Raw genomic sequence first — 15,417 nt, 5'->3', positions numbered from 1 at the left:
TATGGGGGGAGGCCTGTCAGGCCTCGCTGTCTGGCACAGGAGGATAGCGTATCTCCCGCAGGTTGAACCCCAATGGAATGTCCCGCTGCAGCTGCACCAGCCGCTGGGCCAGCAGGGCCTCATCCTGGTGCTGGCGCAGCTTGAGCAAGGGTTTGCCGGCACCCTCCTGCTGGCAGGCTGCGAGCAGTGCCGACAAGCTGCCATGTTGTTGCAGCAACTGGGTCGCTGTCTTGGGGCCTATGCCGGGCACCCCCTTGATGTTGGAGCCACCTATACCGGTGAGGGCCCAGAAATCCACCAGTTGCGCCGGCGCCACCCCGTATTGCTGCTCGACGAAGGCGGCATCCAGCCAGCGCTTGTTGAAGTAGTCGCGGATCTGGATCTGCGGGCAGATAAGTTGGCAGAACCCCTTGTCGGTGGAGATGATGGTGGCCCTGGCCCCATGCTGGGCAATGCCGGTGGCCAGGGTGGCGATCAGGTCATCCGCCTCGTCGGTCTGGGAGAGCAGGGCATCCACGCCGCACTCCCAGAACGCATCCTGCAAGCTGTTCAAGCCTTCGCGTAGCTCGACCGGCATGGGGGTTCGCCCCTCCTTGTAGGCCGGATAGACCTCCTTGCGCCAGCTGTGCACCTCGCCGTCAAATACCGCTATGGCGTGGGTCGGCTCGCTTCCGGCCAGCAGCTTGCGGCAGGTGTTGATGAGGTTGGCACGGGTGGCGATCAGCGCCTGGGCCGGGGTCAGCGCCTGCTGGGCTTGCACCGCATGCAGACGACGGATGAGGTTGAGGGCATCTATGATGAGCAGGTGCGGCCTGATAGTTGACATGGGACACTCTTGGCGGTCGAGACGCGCCATTGTAACAAACAGGCCGGTCTGATGGGGGATTGATGGCATTTGCATGCCAGAGGCAGGTAAAATAGGGGCGCCAATGCGCCCCTATTTTCGTCTTGCGATGCCAGCCTTAGCGCACTATCTCGTAACAGGGCACGTACTGGCTACCCGGCAGCTTCATCCGTTGCTGCTTGACGAAGCTCTCCAGCAGCTTGTCCATCAGGTGCATCAGCTCCTTGTCGCCGTGCAGCTTGAAGGGACCCTTCTTCTCGATGGCGCGAATGCCCCCTTCCTTGACGTTGCCGGCGACTATGCCGGAGAAGGCTCGGCGCAGGTTCGCCGCCAGCAGCTGGGGCGGCTGGTTGCGGTGCAGATCCAGGCTGGCCATGTTGGCGTGATCCGGCTCGAACGGCAGCTGGAACTCGGGCTCGATCTTGAGGGACCAGTTGAAGGAGTAGGCATCGCCGACCGACTTGCGATATTCGCGGATCTTGGGCATAGCTTCCTTCATCACCCGGGCCACTTCCGGCGCATCGCCGACGATGATCCGGTAGAGGCTGGTGGCAGGCTCGCCCAGGGTCGCCTTGACGAAGTCATCGATGGCGCGGAAGTAATCGGCGCTCTCCTTCGGACCGGTCAGGATGATCGGCATGGGCTGCCGCTCGTTGGCCGGGTGCATCATGATGCCGAGCAGGTAGAGCAGCTCTTCGGCTGTGCCGACTCCGCCCGGGAATATGATGATGCCGTGGCCCAGACGGACGAAGGCCTCCAGCCGCTTCTCGATATCCGGCAGTATCACCAGCTCGTTGACGATAGGGTTGGGCGGCTCGGCGGCTATGATGGACGGCTCGGTCAGACCTATGTAACGGCCGTTGCGCACCCGCTGCTTGGCGTGGCCGACGGCGGCGCCCTTCATGGGCCCTTCCATGGCACCCGGGCCGCAGCCGGTGCAGATGTTGAGCTCGCGCAGCCCCAGTTCGCTGCCCACCGCGCGGGTGTACTGGTACTCGATCTCGTTGATGGAGTGGCCGCCCCAGCAGACCACCAGGTTGGGATCCGCGCCCGGCAGGATCGCCTTGGCGTTGCGCAGTATGGCGAACACCACGTTGGAGATGTGGGTGGAGCTGGTCAGGTTGACCAGCCGGTTCGACTCCAGCTGGGTCGAGACATAGAGGATGTCGCGCAGCACGGAGAAGAGGTGCTCCTGAATGCCGCGGATGATCTCGCCATCCACAAAGGCGTGTTCGGGGGCATTGAACAGTTCGAGTTTGACCCCGCGCTCGCGCCGGATCACATGAATATCAAAGGATTTGAAGCGCTCCAGTATCTCTTTGGAGCTGTCGGTATGGCTACCTGAGTTGAGCACTGCCAGCGAGCAGTTGCGAAACAGTTGATAGATATCGCTGGAGGCTGTTTGTTTGAGGCGATCCACCTCGAGTTGTGACAGCAAGTCCATGCTGCCGACAGGATTGATGTGCGTAATCATAGGTTCCCCTTTCACTCGCTTGTTATCGTTGTGCTTTTCCCTGGGGAGAAAACGGGATGCCCTGTGGCATCCCTTGAATTTGATAGTAGATGTAAGCGGTGGGGCAGGGGAATAGGGGAGAAGTGCGTTTGCTGCTTTTTTAGCCTGGCATCAGGCCAGATTGACCTGATCCCGGCCCGAGTTCTTGGAGCTGTAGAGCGCCTTGTCGGCCCGCTCGAACGCATCCGTGGTGTGATCCCCTTCCCGGAACAGGGTGGCACCGATGGAGATGGTGATCTCGACCCTGGCATCGCGAAAGCGGAACGGAATGCTCTTGATGGTCTGGCGCAGGGTCTCCAGCGGCTTCTGGTACTTGTCCGGGTTGATGTTCGGCAGCAGCACCACGAACTCCTCACCACCGAAGCGGGCGATGAAGTCGGTGTCACGCAGAGCCCCCTGCAGCGCCTTGGCAACCACCTTCAACGCCTTGTCACCGGCCATGTGGCCGTAGTTGTCGTTGATGTTCTTGAAGTGATCTATGTCGATGATGGCCAGGCACAGCGGCGTGCTGTAGCGCAACCAGCGCTTGTATTCGAGTTCGAGCCGCTCGTCGAGGGCCGCCCGGTTGTGCACCTGGGTCAGGCTGTCGAGGAACAGCTTGTGCTTCTGGATGGTGAGCCGCTTCTTGTATTCGGCGGTCTCCTCCTTCATCAGCCGCAGCTTGGCCTCCATGGTGGAGAGGCGGGTGAGCAGGTGGCGCTCGCGGGCGGCCATGGCTTCCCTGTCCTGCAACAGCAGGTTGATGGCGCCCATGTGGCCCGAGATGGCGCCCTTGAGCTCATCGAGGGAGTCGTGGCTGGCCAGGGTATGATCGATGGCCTTCAGCTCCTTGTCGATGGCCTGACGGGTATCCTGGGTGGCGCTTTGCAGGGCGCGCCCCTCGTCGAGGGATTCGGTGAAGCTGAAATGCACAGCCGAGAGGCTCTCGTTGAGAGTGCTGAGGAAGGCCTGGGAGGATTTTCGCTCCTCGCGGGTGCCCTCTATGATGAGCTCGATGATCTGCAGGCAGATCTCGGCCAGCAGCGGCGGCGTGATGCCACCCAGCAGCTGGCGACGGATATCCGCCAGGCTCTCGCCGACGGCACCGGCAAAGTCCAGCTCGGTGATGAGCCGCTGCAACTCGTCGGCTATGTGGGCGTGGGTCTTGGCATCAAACGGGACGGTTGGCTCGGGGGACGAGAGCTCGGCTATGGCCACGGCCGGCGTGCTGGCAAGGGGGGCCTGCGCCAGCAGGGGCTGGGTCGGCAGCAGCTGGATCTTGATGGCCTGCTGGTAGAACTCCAGCAGCCGGATCACCTTCTTCTGATGATCGCCTATGCCATAGCCATCCGGGCTCGCCAGAAACTCCTTGAGGGACTTGCGGGTATCCTCCGGGAAGCCCTTGATGGACTTGAGCTGCTTGGAGCCAAGGTCGATGGCGGACTTGGTCAGGGTGATGGACTCTTCCAGCGCGTTGCCGTGCTGCTGCAACAGCTTTTCGATGACGGCGAGATCGGCGTCGAGGGCGGAGAGCGGCGGATTGCCATCGAGTTTTTGCTTGAGCTTGGCGAGCTTGTTGTCCAGCTCGCGATCATGGCCGCGACAGGCCTGCATCAACTTGCCGATGAACTGGATGCTGCGGGCGCGCTCGGTGTCGGAGAAAGAGACGATGCCGTCGAGCTCCAGCTGCTTTTGCTGAAGGGATTCCCTGAGTCTGGCCAATTGTCCTGCTACGGCAGCGATATCATTCATTATTCAGGTCGCCCTGTTGTCATTATCGTTTTTGTGTTGGATAGCAACGGCGGTCGAACCCAGTTCCAGACCCAGTTGATTATCTATATCGTCATTGGTCATCCGGCGCTTTCGTCCGTGAAAGTCGAAGCCAATTAACCCATTGCTTTTCATGAGAAGAATTTACTTTTACCAGTCCCTTGTCAATTGCCATCAAGCAGCATTGCCACACATCCCCATTAAAAAACGCGGCCTGTTGGCAATCGATGGCGGCCAGCTCCAGCCAGACACTTTGCTGGTGTTTTTCACTGAGCTGAATGGCTCCGGCCAGTGCCAGATAACAGAGATCGAACAGGCCGTGGTGATCGAGGGCGGTCGCCGCCTTGGGCAGGAAGGGGTGGCTGACGATGCCGAGGCTGATGTGGCGATCCAGCGGGTGCTGGCAGGGGAAGGCGGCAAAGGCCGCGAGCAGATCCTGGGCCAGCCGGTGCAGGTCTTCCACATGGCGCTGGGGCACCACGTAGAGCAGGTGGCCTTCACGCAGATCGTAGATGCGCCCATCCTGCGGCGTCAGCCCGTTGACATAGCTGCCAAAGGCCTGCTCTATCTCGCGGCTCACCTGATAGCCGTGCTGCTCCAGGCTGTTGACCAGGAAGGGCACCCGAAACAGCAGATAGTGCAGCTTGTCGTCAAATTCGCTGGTGGGCAGCTCGCTCAGATACCAGCGCTCTGATTTTTGCTGGCGTCTGGCCATTTCGCGCGGCCAGCGGCTCATCAGCCGCTGCCAGTTGGCAAGGCCGGTACGCGGCTCGATCAAGATGGCTTCACCCAGCTGCTTGCCTTGCAGGCGGGCGACCCTGAGCTTGAGCCAGAGGGTGAAGAACAGATAGATGAACAGGGTCAGCAGCAGGCCCGTGATGACGCTCGACCAGAGGTAGCGATCCTGCTGGTGCCGGCTGGTATCGAGCTGTTGTTCCAGCTCCTTGATCTGCTGTTCCCGCTCCACCTGGACATAGTTGTCGCGGATCGCCTCCTGCTCCAGATCGACCTGCTGCTGGCGCACCTGCTCGCTGCGCTGGTGGAAATTCTTGTAGCTGTCCAGCGCCTGCTTGAGGTAGCCCTTCTGTTCGTAGGCCACAGAGAGCAGCCGGAAGATCTCGAACTGGCGCTGGGCATCGCCGATCTGGTTGGCCAGCGCCAGCGCATTTTCCAACTGCAGGATGGCGATGCCACCCTCCTTCTGCTTGAGGTGCAGCTCACCCAGCAGCAGCAGGGTGTCGATCAGCGGCTCCTTGTCGTCGCCCAGCTCGTGGGACTGGCGGGCCGCTGTGAGGTAGTTGCGGGCCAGGGTCAGGTTGCCGGTTTGCAGATAGGTCTTGCCTATCTCGTACTTGAGATTGGCGATGCGAGTGCGATTGTTGCCCTCGTCCAGCAGGTCCAGCGCATTGAAGAAGTAGACCAGCGCCATGTTCATCTCGCCCTGATCCCGGTTGAGGCGGGCGAGCACGATCAGCGCATCGCTGAGCAGGGAGGGGTTGCCGAGGGCATGAAAGTAGTTGGCGGCCTCATTGGCGTATTGCAGCGCCTTCTGTGGCTCCTGCTCCGCCTGATAGAGGTTCACTATCTGGTTCGACAGCAGCCCGAGGAAGAGGGGATCCTGCAGTCCCCTGGCCTGTTGCTGGGCGTCGATATAGTCACCTAGCGAGAGCTGGGGCTGCCTGAGGGCATGGTAGAGATCGCCGCTCACCGCGCTGACCCAGGCACTGGCCAGCGGCTCCTTGGTCTTGTTCGCCCAGCGCCTAGCCTCGGCCAGCTGGCGTTTGGCCTCGTCGAACTGGTGCGCCTCTATGCTGGCGTTGGTGCGCAGCAAGCGGCTGTAGACCTGCAGCTGGCTCTCTTTGAGGCTGGGATTGCTGAGCAGGGTCTCCAGCTGGCCGAGCAGGCCGGCGCTGGCGCCATGGGAGTGATCCTGCAGATTCTGGCTGCGGATCTTGAGATAGAGGCCGTGAGCCTGCAACTCCAGTTGCTGCTCCTTGGCGGCCATGGCGATGCCCTGATCGAGCGACTTCTGTGCCGCCTGGAACTGGCCCAGTTGCAGCAGACACTCCCCCTTGAGCAGGTGAGCACCTGTGGCCTGGGCGGCCGTACCATAGCTCAGCAATGGCTCGCGATAGCCGTACTCCTGGCGATTGCTGATGACTTGCTTGGGATTATTGGCTGTGCGTGTCAGGAAGGCCGAGGTGATCTGGACACATCTGGCGGGATCGGTGAGCACCAGGGTCTGGGCCTGCTGCAGATCGATAGACAACTGCTCCTTGGCCAGATCCAGATCAGGAGCAGACAGGGAGGACATCATCATTGCCAGAAAAAACAGTTGATTCATTGGATTAAGGACAGCACAGGGGTGTGGGCATGTTATCCAAGCCCCCCCCTGCCCGTCCAGCGTTTACTGGCGGGGATGGAGGAAGGGGTCTGGTATCCAAGCCCCTTGTTGTCAGCCGCGTCCAGCGTTGACTGGCAGTGACAGGGGAAGGGGCCTGGTATTCAAGCCCTTCCTGTCTGCCGCGTTCGACGTTTACTGGCAGGATAGAGGAGGGGCTCGGTATCCAGGCTCCTTCCAGTCAACTGCCCCTGAGTTTACTGGCGGATAAGGCGCAGGTTGGCGGGGGGAACTTCCCAGTCGCTGCGGAACGGGTTGATATCCAGTCCGCCACGGCGGGTATAGCGGGCATAGACGGTCAGCTGGCTCGGGCGACAGAAGTGCTTGAGATCGGTGAAGATCCGCTCGATGCACTGTTCGTGGAACTCGTTGTGCTGGCGAAACGAGATGAGGTAGCGCAGCAGTTTTTCCCGATCAAGGCGCGGGCCGCGATAGTGGATCACCACGGATCCCCAGTCCGGCTGGCTGGTCACCAGACAGTTGGACTTGAGCAGGTGGCTGTGCAGTGTCTCTTCCACCTCCTCGTTGCTCGCTGCCCCCTGCAGCAGCTCGGCATTGAACTCGTAGCAGTCCACCTCTATGTCTTGCTCGTCGATGCACTCCCCCGGCAGGGTCGCAATGTGGTGGGGCGCCTGGGTCAGCGGGAACAGAGTGACGCTCACATCGCTGCCGGCGCAGGCACTCAGATCCTTGACCAGCAGCGTCCGTACCGCTTCCAGCGAGTCGCAACGGGTCTGGTTGAAGGAGTTGAGGTAGAGCTTGAACGACTTGGATTCGATGAGGTTCGCGCTGGTCGCCGGGACTGAAACCTCGCCGACGGCCACCATGGGCTTGCCTTTGGCATTGAGCCAGGAGAGCTCGTACAGGGTCCAGATGTCACAACCCTGGAACGGCAGCGTGCCGGTCAGGCCGAGGTCGTCGCGGTTCAGGCTGCGCGGTACCGGTTGCAGCAGGGCCGGGCTGTACTGGCTGATGTAGGCGGACTGCTGGCCCAGGCTCAGCCCCTGCAAGGCGCTGGCACCTGCGTATCTCTCTTGTTTGCTCATGTGTTTGATGATCCGGACGTTGAATGGGCCATTGCGCTGGCAGCGGCTGGGGCCCTTGCCCCAGGTCGGCGTCGCGGGAGGATAGCCGCCCAGTGGCGACGTCTCGCGCTTCACCTTGTCTGCTCACGGCTTTGATGGTGCAATAGCGGACTTTGGCAGCAATTGTGGGGAATTTCGATGTCGGATCAAGTCTTGTCTGCCCTGGAACACTTTTTTTTACGCTGGCAGCGTGATGGCGAGGCAAGGCGGGGATTGCCCCTGTGTGAATGGGAGGCTGACTGGCGCTCCCCTTGCGAGCTGGATGAGCCCAGAGAGGGACGGGTCGCCTGGCGTCCGCAGCAGCGCAGTGAACCCGCAGACTTCACGGCCATGGCCGATGCGCTGGAGCTGGTGCTGCATCCCGCTGCCCTTGCCCTGTTTGGCCACTGGTTCAGCCGTCCCATCCCTTGTTCCTACAAGGGGTTGCGCCTTGAGTTGATCCTGCCGTGGAACGAGGCGGATCTGGACCTGCTGAGGGAGAACCTCATCGGCCACCTGCTGATGCTGCGCAAGTTGAAGCGTGCGCCATCTATCTTCATCGCCACCACCCGCAACGAGATGACGCTTATTTCCCTTGATAACGAGAGTGGTCAGGTATGGCTCGAGTGGCTCGACTCGGGTCGCCGTCTGGCGCTGGCGCCCTCCCTGCCCGAGTTTCTTGCGCGGCTGGAGACGTTGCCGCAATAAGGGGCCTTGTACAAACCCGAACGAAAAGAGCCTTGCCGCTTGGCAAGGCTCTTTTTCATTGTCCCTTTATCACGGCTGGCGTGGCCCCTAATCCTTGAAGTCCCAGGAGAGGTTGGAGACCAGCCGGCAGGGATCACACTTGAAGTCGAAGATCTCAGTGAATGGTCTGTAAGGTCTTAATTTCCTTACGAAACATGTAGTTAGCAGTGAGTTTTGTTATGCGGACTGACGTTAATCCTGACCTACAGGTTAACACAAACTGCTAGGAAAACACACTATGACCACCAAGAAATCACCCCTCAACAACAGCCTCCTGCTACGGGGAAACATCTGGCACATTCACTGGAACGTACCCAAAGGGCTACGCAATGATCCCCTCTTCAGGGGCAAGGCCATCTACAGCAAATCGCTGAAGACTCGGGACGTCCACGAAGCGCGGAAGATGCGGGATTTACTCGTTGGACAATTCCGTGAGATGGCCGCAGCGTCATCCACACACGCAAGCCGTCGCGCATTCCTGGCTGCTTACAATGAGGCTAGGCAAGCTCGCATAGCGTTGGACAGCCGCAGCGTCTATCTCGACGACAGGGAGCTGACTAACGCCGTGGACGCTCTGGAGTCAGCCTTCAATGTTGACGCAGAGATTGCACGGGGAGACTACGTGAAAGCAGACGCTTTCCTTGCTGCCATCCACGACCAGCCTGAAGTCGCTGACAAGTACGCTATCACCCTCAAGGATGCCGCATGGGAGTTCACCAAGGCGCACGAAGGGAAAGCCGATAGGGTAACGCTAAGTCGCATCAAGAATGCCACAGCGAGCCTTGTGCAGGCCCTTGGTGGGAAGGACATACCCTTGAAGGAGCTGACTAACCGACAGGTCACACGATGGATCACCAGCCTCAGCGCATCGTTGAGCGACAGCACACGCAGGAGCTACATTGTGGCCCTTGAGAAGATGTGGCACTGGGTCTGGTTGAATGAGCATGTGGATGGCGCTAGTCCCTTCAAAGGCACGAAGATTGATCGGCAGGGCGACGGCACCAGCTATGAAGAGTTCACCGTGGAAGAGGTCAAGTCGCTCATTTCCCACGCCAGTCCGGAAGAGTTGGAGCTTATGCGCTACGGCTTGATCACCGGATGCCGCATCAGCGAACTCGTTGAACTCACAGAGGCCAACTTCATCATCTGTGAAGGCGTCCACGTCGTTCAAATCTTTGAGGGTAAGACGAAGGCAGCCAAGCGGCCCATCCCCCTCCCAGAGCACTTGTGGGCGTCCCTGAAGGGCTGTGTCATGTCTGGAGCATGGAATAAGAGGCTCGCAGAGCACTGGTCGCAGAAGTTCGGCAGGCTCAAGCTGAAGGCCACAGGGAAGCGTGACAGGGTGAAGGGCTTCCACTCCTTCCGGCACATGACCGCTACCGCTTACGAACAGGTGCATACGGAGGAACGGATTGTGGCTGTCATCCTCGGCCATAAGCACAAGCGCGGGGAGTCCCTGTCCTACGGCCTCTATTCGTCAGGACTGGCACCGCACCAGTACCTTGAAGCCGTCGAGACCATGCTTGCGTCTGACTACATGTCCCAGTTCCTCAAGTTGTTCAACAAGTAACCACCTCGAAAAAAAAGCCCCCTCGGTGAACATCAGGTAGTCCTGAAGTCCTCCAAGGGGGCTTTGTCGTTTGGTTGAAAGCATACATAGAAGGCACTTCCCCCAAATTAACCCATCGGGGGAGGCGCCTTGAATACATCCTTTACGCAAGATACTGCGGCTTTGGCAATGTGAAGGGATGCTCACCGTAGTCAACAATCTTCACCATCCATCCTTCTTCTGTTTCCAAAAGACTGTAGTGGACGAAGTAGCGGGACGTGAGTCCATTACCAGAAGGCTCGTAAGTGGGAACACCTATGTGGTAGTGATGTAGATTGTTTTCCCGCGCGAACGTGACCTTGTTCTTAAAGTCATCGTCTTTGGGGTCTACATCCCAAGAAGGCTTGTTCCTCCCTTGCAGCTCATTGAATCCCTGAGTTCTGAGGTGCGCAATGAAAGCTTTTATTGCTGCCTGGTCTTGCTCAGGAAAGTGCTTGAACTGTTGAAGAAACAAGCCCCCGAAGCCCACATCTAGGGGACCATCAGGGTACTTGTAGTAAGTCGTAACTATTTGTCTCCGTTGGTTATTAAAGGTGGCTTATTGTGCCAACATCCAACGGAGTATGTCATCAGGATTTGTCAGCGCTTTTGGGAGCTTGACAGTAGGAGAAGATACTTGGCGTTTCATACGCTCAAGATCATAGTTGAAAGGCACGTTGTTGCTTGCCTTTTTGTCGCTATGTACAGTTTGCATGTGACCAGTCGTTTCCTCTAGGGATGGGTCCATAGGTAAAGTCACTTAGTAAAGGCTCTTTACCTGATTAAAATTATTACGCATTACGTCGAGCTGGTCAATTCCACCTTGTGGAATTTATGCTCAACAATGTACTCACTCCTTGCAAAGATACCTCTCATTCTGTGATGTACCCACGTTGAGCATGGCGGCGACCTTGTGATAATCCAGCCCTACCTTCAGACCCCTTGTGATCGTCTCCATGCAAGCGATCAGAGCGTTCATACAGGGGGCGTTGGATACCTGCTTGATGTACTCCTTGGCTGACCCATTCTTGCCAGTCAGGACAGATGGGACATACCCAGTGGCAGCCTTGCAGGCCAGCCGGTAGAAGTTGCCGTAGGCTTTCCCGCACATGTCGATCCCCTTGGCCTTGATTGCATCGTTCATGGCCTTGCGGGTGACGTCGTGCTTCTCCAGCAGTTCAGGGGACACCGCGACAGACTCAGCGATAGCAGCGGCCTGCATGGTGTCGCCTTCGGTCAGCGCAATGAAAGCGTCAATGACGGCAAGCTGGAACTCTCGGGAGCAGTAGGTGGCGTAGAGGATGGCCGCACGTTTACAGCCCCAAGTTTCACCATTACGTCCTCGTTTGGAAATTATCCGAATTTCGGAACATTGAATCATAGCGACAACTTCAGGGTTGTCTTTCCAGTGGCGAAGTTGGCCGCCAGTGTTGCCTTCCGCCAGCCATGCTTTCTCAATGTCGGTCAGTGAGTACAGGCCCTCGGCGTTCTTGCGGATCGGATAGGTGTTACCGTTGAAAGTGATCTTCATAAATGGGTTCCTTATGTTATGCCTCTCATGCCGTTCCCCCTTCAGCAAGCCCCCAATCGCTTAACCCATAGGCAAGCTGAAGCAGCAGAAGAGGCACGACATAAAGATGCGATTGATTGAGTGATTGACGGTCGGGGAATGACCGGATGTATTGCTTAGGTCAGGGAGAAGTGACCTTGGGGAGGCATCGCTGCGTGAAATCTCGGGGTCAATCCCCCAGACTCTTCCGGAAATTTCACGTAGGAGCGCCAATAGTTGAGTGTGTTGATCGGTCTTACATTCCAGCGCGATTCATTCCGGCTACTGCCAGTTGATCCGCTCGTTCGTTCATCGGGTGGCCGCTGTGTCCCTTCACTTTCTTGAAGGTCACTTGGCGGGTGTTCAGCAGGTTATCCAACTGTTCCCAGCGGTCCTTGTTCTGGACTGGCTTGTTGTCTGCCTTCTTCCATCCCTTCGCCTTCCATCCGGCTAACCACTGGGTAGCCCCATTGATCACATAGGCGGAGTCCGTCAGGACCTCGACGACAGAGCCAGGTTTAAGGAGTGACAGCCCTTGAATGACTGCTTCCAGTTCTCCGGTCTGGTTGGACTCCCCAGCGCCCACGCAGTAGCCGCAGCGTTCAACTTTGCGGCCATCGCTACGGACGGCAAGGAAGCCCCAGCCAGCCACACGGACTGACGCTTTGGTGTGGTTGGTGTTGCAAGCGCCATCAGTGGCGAGTGTGTAGGTGTACGGTTGGGTCATTTGGTGTTGTCTCCCGTGGTCTTGATGTAGTGCCTTGCGAGAAGACGCAGACGGCCTTCATTGCAGTTCAGACGCTTTGCTGTAGTCCGGCAGGCTGCCGCGAAGCTGTCCCCTAGGAGTCTCCGATAGGCCACGCAGAAGAGGGCATGGCGGACTTTGGCTTTGCGTATGTGGCTCCAGTCCTCAATGGTGATCATCAGGCGGCCTCCTGTTCGGTTGTCGGGAACAGCTCACGGGCAAGCGCAAGCATCGACTCTCGGTCTGTCCCGTTGGATTGCATGACGTATCGGTTGATTGCGTTCTGCACCTGACCAGTAGAGGGACGGCGGCCAAGGGTCAGAGTGGCGAAGGCTTGGAGGCGCTTCACGAAGTCGCTGGGATGGACAAGAAAGGTTTCATTAGCGGTCATGTGGATAGGTTCCTTGGGTAGAGCAGGGGAGACGCTGGGCCTCCCCCGTGGGTTGCTTTAGGCGGTCAGCAGGGCAGCCAGTTTGGCCTTGACCTTCGGAAGGGTCCGCTGGGCATGTTCGCGGCGGTCCTTGTTGTGTTCTTCAGTCGCACGACTCCACCGCTCCAGATCCTTCAGGGCTTCCAGCAGTTCGTCTTGGGTCGGCTCGTGGTACTTAAAGGTGTGATCACGGCCATGCTCGGAGCCGTTGCGTTCGCAGATAACCAGCCATTCAGTCGCCGCTGCTTTGTTCCACTCTTTCGCATTGGTGAAGTCGAAGCGGGTGGCGTAGACCCAAGCGGCCATCTGTTGGTGATCCTCTTCGTAGGCTTCACGGTTGGCCTTGGCCTTCGCTTCAGCAGCCTTGGCCCGTTGGTGACGCTGGGAGGCTTCCATCTGGAGCACTCGGACTTGACCAGAAGACAGGCCAGCCAGTTCAGCCAGTTTGTTGATAACAGCGCGTTGGCCGTTGATTACGTCCAGCAGTTCTTCGGACAGGTCAGCAATGGTGATTTTGTTCATGTCGGTTTCCTTATGTGTGTGTTGAGACGGGCACAGTGGCCCCTCCAGAAGGCCGCAGAGGCTTTCCGGATGGTTGTGGTATGGGGTAACTAGGGGTTAGAGAAAGTGGGCTATTTGATGGATTGCAGGGCGCGACGCAGGCGATCCCATTTGGTCATCGCGGAGTCGTATTCCCCAGCGATACCGTCAGCGATAGCCTCTCGCAGCAGCTTCAAGCCAGACTGGGAGTTAAGCGAGCGGACGCGGTTGATGTCGTTCTGAAGCTCGTTCATCAGGTAGTCGCTGGGCATTCCTACCTGTGCGGCCATGTCGATCATTACCGCTGTTGCATGGGACTGGATTTCCTCCCGACTCATACCGGAAGAAGAGACCACAGAGTCCATTCGGCTTTCGCCTAGACCCAGCAGCTCGTCAGCGTAGAACTCAGCGACTCCACCGCCTCCCAGCGCGTCATTCACAGCGTTCAACCCTGAAAGAATGGCGTCAGGTAGGGACTCGGTGTCGTTGCCTTGGGAAAGCGAGTGATCGTCCTCGTCGTCGAAGAAGTAGTCCTTGAAGTCCTCGGCCTGTGCCTTGGTCATTTCGATCCCATCCAGTTCATAGAGGGCTTCCCCTTGGTCGTTCACGCCGCTGGAGTAGGAGGGCAGGTCGCAGGTCTCCACGCTGAAGCCGTAGTCAGCTGTCTGGTAGTCCATCACTGCACCTCCACAGCCAGTTCACCTTGAGAGCGCAGCTTGTCGAACTCGCGGTTAATCAGTGCGTTGAGCATCTGGGTGCGAGTCAGGGCAAAGCCTGCTTGCTTGGAGAAATGGAGGGTCAGAGCGTCAGCCTTGGGGATAACATCTTCCCACAGGATTGCAGTGGTGCGGGCTTGGGGTTTCTTTCGTTGCAAGCTCGGGTGTTGAGTTTGAGTAGACATAAAATCTCCTTGTAGTTGGGAAGTAATAGGTCAGAGCAAAGTTATTCAAAGAAGAACCCCCAAGGGCAGCCCCCGTGTTAACCACAGGAACTACGCATGGGGGTCTAAGGAATCGCAACCATGACCGTTAGCTATGCAAATCACCAGAGGAAGAGAGGACCCTGACCGGAAACCTCTCTTCATCCTTTGGTCAGGGAAATCCCCTTACGCTTCCAGCAGAGCGACCGCACAGGCCGGACGCAGGATGTTGTGACCGACGAACATCTTAGCCAGCACGGTGTTACCGACGCGCAGGGGCTCGGGGACCCACTTGGTCGCAATGTCACGGACCTTCACGGTAGCCACGCAGTCCTTCGTGTAGACCAAGCCAAGCAGCTTGGAGAAGTTCCCACGGTACGCAGCGGTACGGCCAGAGCCACCTTCTTCCACGCTCAGGGGTTCCGGTGAGTCGATCAGTCCCTCGCTTTCGTCTTGGTCCGGCAGGTTGTTGGACTCGTAGATCTTTATACCGGCGACACGAAGGCCAGTATCAGCGTTACCATTGGACTTGTCCTCGCCAGTCTGGCCCAAGAAACGGTTATCCAGCCACGCCATGTTGTCGATACCAGCAGCCGCATTGGTCAGGGCCTCGAAGTCGTCCGGCTTCAGGACACACACAGGGATGCCTGGGACGCTTGCCTTGCGGAACTCGGTACGGGCGCGGTAGATGGCGTCCACGATTTGCTGACCACGGGTCATCGGCTGTCCTGCCCCATTGGTGTCACGCAGGGTAATGTTATTGGTGAACGTCTCGTCATCCAGTACGCCGTTCTCACCGAAGCGAGCGATAGCCAGCTCCTTGTTGGTAATGAAGGCAGCGTTGGCGATGGTCCGGAAGACGTTCTTGTCGATCATGTTTGACAGCTCATAGGCCAGCTCACGGGCATAGTGAGAGCGAACCTCGAAGCTGCTCAGGTCTTCGTCTTGTTCTGCCACGAACACAGCAGCTACAGCGACGTCATCGACGGTTACTGTACGCTTGGCGTTCTTAATGCCACCCGCACGGATCAGCTCGCCGGGCTTGTGGTACTTCGCATTGTGGCTCATGCCGATCATCGGGAAATCGTAGGCTTTACCATCCTTCAGGGTCATCACTCGGGTGGTGTCCAAGGAGACGCACTGATTGCGGAACATCGTCAGGACTTCACCAGCGAACAGCTTCATAAAGAGGGCTCGGGTATCGCCTTGACCGTTGTTCTGACCTACATGGGTTACGTTTTGAAAAGTCGGGAAAGTGCCGTAAGCAGACATAGTTGTTTTTCCTTGTTGATAGGTGGATGGCCCTTCGGCCAAAGAGAAAGAGGGAA

The 15,417-nt window shown here is 58.2% G+C and carries 15 protein-coding genes and 1 pseudogene; 2 read left to right on the top strand and 14 right to left on the bottom strand.

The window, feature by feature from the left end; genetic code table 11:
- Positions 1-16: 16 nt before the first annotated feature.
- The 5 genes from xni to queF all read right to left on the bottom strand — a co-directional run bounded on the left by xni (position 17) and on the right by queF (position 7,553).
- Positions 17-826: a flap endonuclease Xni gene (gene xni, locus ACM3N8_RS06360; RefSeq protein WP_290017344.1), complete on the bottom strand. Its 810-nt coding sequence runs from the start codon at positions 824-826 to the stop codon at positions 17-19.
- A 136-nt stretch (positions 827-962) separates the two neighbouring features.
- Positions 963-2,318, bottom strand: coding sequence for a nucleotide 5'-monophosphate nucleosidase PpnN (gene ppnN, locus ACM3N8_RS06355; RefSeq protein ID WP_011705076.1), 1,356 nt, complete (start codon positions 2,316-2,318; stop codon positions 963-965).
- 150 nt (positions 2,319-2,468) lie between these two features.
- Entirely contained in the window at positions 2,469-4,088 is a 1,620-nt protein-coding gene (locus ACM3N8_RS06350; RefSeq protein ID WP_416015716.1) for a diguanylate cyclase, read from the bottom strand.
- Positions 4,089-4,179: 91 nt separating this feature from the next.
- Positions 4,180-6,450, bottom strand: a complete 2,271-nt coding sequence (locus tag ACM3N8_RS06345; RefSeq protein WP_416015714.1) for a hypothetical protein — start codon at positions 6,448-6,450, stop codon at positions 4,180-4,182.
- 254 nt (positions 6,451-6,704) lie between these two features.
- Positions 6,705-7,553, bottom strand: coding sequence for an NADPH-dependent 7-cyano-7-deazaguanine reductase QueF (queF, locus tag ACM3N8_RS06340; RefSeq protein ID WP_290017340.1), 849 nt, complete (start codon positions 7,551-7,553; stop codon positions 6,705-6,707).
- A 177-nt stretch (positions 7,554-7,730) separates the two neighbouring features.
- Here queF and syd point away from each other — a divergent pair, with 177 nt between their 5' ends.
- Positions 7,731-8,279, top strand: coding sequence for a SecY-interacting protein (syd, locus tag ACM3N8_RS06335; protein ID WP_098984771.1), 549 nt, complete (start codon positions 7,731-7,733; stop codon positions 8,277-8,279).
- 87 nt (positions 8,280-8,366) lie between these two features.
- On the opposite strand, the pseudogene ACM3N8_RS06330 reads toward syd, so the two are convergent.
- Positions 8,367-8,444, bottom strand: a pseudogene (locus ACM3N8_RS06330) (DUF2310 family Zn-ribbon-containing protein); the annotation flags it as partial.
- Between the two features lie 112 nt (positions 8,445-8,556).
- On the opposite strand from ACM3N8_RS06330, the gene ACM3N8_RS06325 reads away from it, so the two are divergent.
- Positions 8,557-9,888: a tyrosine-type recombinase/integrase gene (locus tag ACM3N8_RS06325; RefSeq protein ID WP_043162992.1), complete on the top strand. Its 1,332-nt coding sequence runs from the start codon at positions 8,557-8,559 to the stop codon at positions 9,886-9,888.
- Positions 9,889-10,756: 868 nt separating this feature from the next.
- Here ACM3N8_RS06325 and ACM3N8_RS06320 read toward each other — a convergent pair.
- From ACM3N8_RS06320 to ACM3N8_RS06285, 8 genes are all read right to left on the bottom strand, one after another.
- Positions 10,757-11,437 carry a KilA-N domain-containing protein gene (locus ACM3N8_RS06320; protein WP_416015712.1) on the bottom strand — a complete coding sequence of 227 codons (681 nt, stop codon included), beginning with the start codon at positions 11,435-11,437 and terminating at the stop codon, positions 10,757-10,759.
- Positions 11,438-11,711: 274 nt separating this feature from the next.
- Positions 11,712-12,182: a ribonuclease H family protein gene (locus tag ACM3N8_RS06315; protein ID WP_024945727.1), complete on the bottom strand. Its 471-nt coding sequence runs from the start codon at positions 12,180-12,182 to the stop codon at positions 11,712-11,714.
- The gene (locus ACM3N8_RS06310; RefSeq protein WP_290021020.1) at positions 12,179-12,379 is read right to left on the bottom strand and encodes a hypothetical protein; all 201 of its coding nucleotides are present in this window, start codon (positions 12,377-12,379) and stop codon (positions 12,179-12,181) included. The genes ACM3N8_RS06315 and ACM3N8_RS06310 overlap by 4 nt, the downstream gene beginning before the upstream one ends.
- Positions 12,379-12,591, bottom strand: a complete 213-nt coding sequence (locus tag ACM3N8_RS06305) for a hypothetical protein (RefSeq protein ID WP_064338570.1) — start codon at positions 12,589-12,591, stop codon at positions 12,379-12,381. Before ACM3N8_RS06305 ends, ACM3N8_RS06310 begins: the two co-directional genes overlap by 1 nt.
- Positions 12,592-12,648: 57 nt before the next feature.
- Positions 12,649-13,152 carry a hypothetical protein gene (locus ACM3N8_RS06300; RefSeq protein WP_416015709.1) on the bottom strand — a complete coding sequence of 168 codons (504 nt, stop codon included), beginning with the start codon at positions 13,150-13,152 and terminating at the stop codon, positions 12,649-12,651.
- A 110-nt stretch (positions 13,153-13,262) separates the two neighbouring features.
- Positions 13,263-13,847: a hypothetical protein gene (locus ACM3N8_RS06295; protein ID WP_201892371.1), complete on the bottom strand. Its 585-nt coding sequence runs from the start codon at positions 13,845-13,847 to the stop codon at positions 13,263-13,265.
- Positions 13,847-14,071, bottom strand: a complete 225-nt coding sequence (locus tag ACM3N8_RS06290) for a hypothetical protein (protein ID WP_106843038.1) — start codon at positions 14,069-14,071, stop codon at positions 13,847-13,849. The genes ACM3N8_RS06295 and ACM3N8_RS06290 overlap by 1 nt, the downstream gene beginning before the upstream one ends.
- A gap of 204 nt (positions 14,072-14,275) precedes the next feature.
- Positions 14,276-15,361 carry a capsid protein gene (locus ACM3N8_RS06285; RefSeq protein ID WP_416015707.1) on the bottom strand — a complete coding sequence of 362 codons (1,086 nt, stop codon included), beginning with the start codon at positions 15,359-15,361 and terminating at the stop codon, positions 14,276-14,278.
- Between the last annotated feature and the right edge of the window lie 56 nt (positions 15,362-15,417).

Origin of the sequence: Aeromonas sp. A04 (assembly GCF_047780465.1) — a bacterium.
In the GTDB taxonomy this organism is placed as follows: Bacteria; Pseudomonadota; Gammaproteobacteria; order Enterobacterales; family Aeromonadaceae; genus Aeromonas; species Aeromonas bestiarum.
This window is presented reverse-complemented; position numbering and strand designations above follow the sequence as displayed.

What these genes read in the sequence shown, in the direction of transcription:
- xni (WP_290017344.1), bottom strand. Translation starts at nt 826, where the DNA reads ATGTCAACTATCAGGCCGCACCTGCTCATCATAGATGCCCTCAACCTC.
- ppnN (WP_011705076.1), bottom strand. Translation starts at nt 2,318, where the DNA reads ATGATTACGCACATCAATCCTGTCGGCAGCATGGACTTGCTGTCACAA.
- ACM3N8_RS06350 (WP_416015716.1), bottom strand. Translation starts at nt 4,088, where the DNA reads ATGAATGATATCGCTGCCGTAGCAGGACAATTGGCCAGACTCAGGGAA.
- ACM3N8_RS06345 (WP_416015714.1), bottom strand. Translation starts at nt 6,450, where the DNA reads ATGAATCAACTGTTTTTTCTGGCAATGATGATGTCCTCCCTGTCTGCT.
- queF (WP_290017340.1), bottom strand. Translation starts at nt 7,553, where the DNA reads ATGAGCAAACAAGAGAGATACGCAGGTGCCAGCGCCTTGCAGGGGCTG.
- syd (WP_098984771.1), top strand. Translation starts at nt 7,731, where the DNA reads ATGTCGGATCAAGTCTTGTCTGCCCTGGAACACTTTTTTTTACGCTGG.
- ACM3N8_RS06325 (WP_043162992.1), top strand. Translation starts at nt 8,557, where the DNA reads ATGACCACCAAGAAATCACCCCTCAACAACAGCCTCCTGCTACGGGGA.
- ACM3N8_RS06320 (WP_416015712.1), bottom strand. Translation starts at nt 11,437, where the DNA reads ATGAAGATCACTTTCAACGGTAACACCTATCCGATCCGCAAGAACGCC.
- ACM3N8_RS06315 (WP_024945727.1), bottom strand. Translation starts at nt 12,182, where the DNA reads ATGACCCAACCGTACACCTACACACTCGCCACTGATGGCGCTTGCAAC.
- ACM3N8_RS06310 (WP_290021020.1), bottom strand. Translation starts at nt 12,379, where the DNA reads ATGATCACCATTGAGGACTGGAGCCACATACGCAAAGCCAAAGTCCGC.
- ACM3N8_RS06305 (WP_064338570.1), bottom strand. Translation starts at nt 12,591, where the DNA reads ATGACCGCTAATGAAACCTTTCTTGTCCATCCCAGCGACTTCGTGAAG.
- ACM3N8_RS06300 (WP_416015709.1), bottom strand. Translation starts at nt 13,152, where the DNA reads ATGAACAAAATCACCATTGCTGACCTGTCCGAAGAACTGCTGGACGTA.
- ACM3N8_RS06295 (WP_201892371.1), bottom strand. Translation starts at nt 13,847, where the DNA reads ATGGACTACCAGACAGCTGACTACGGCTTCAGCGTGGAGACCTGCGAC.
- ACM3N8_RS06290 (WP_106843038.1), bottom strand. Translation starts at nt 14,071, where the DNA reads ATGTCTACTCAAACTCAACACCCGAGCTTGCAACGAAAGAAACCCCAA.
- ACM3N8_RS06285 (WP_416015707.1), bottom strand. Translation starts at nt 15,361, where the DNA reads ATGTCTGCTTACGGCACTTTCCCGACTTTTCAAAACGTAACCCATGTA.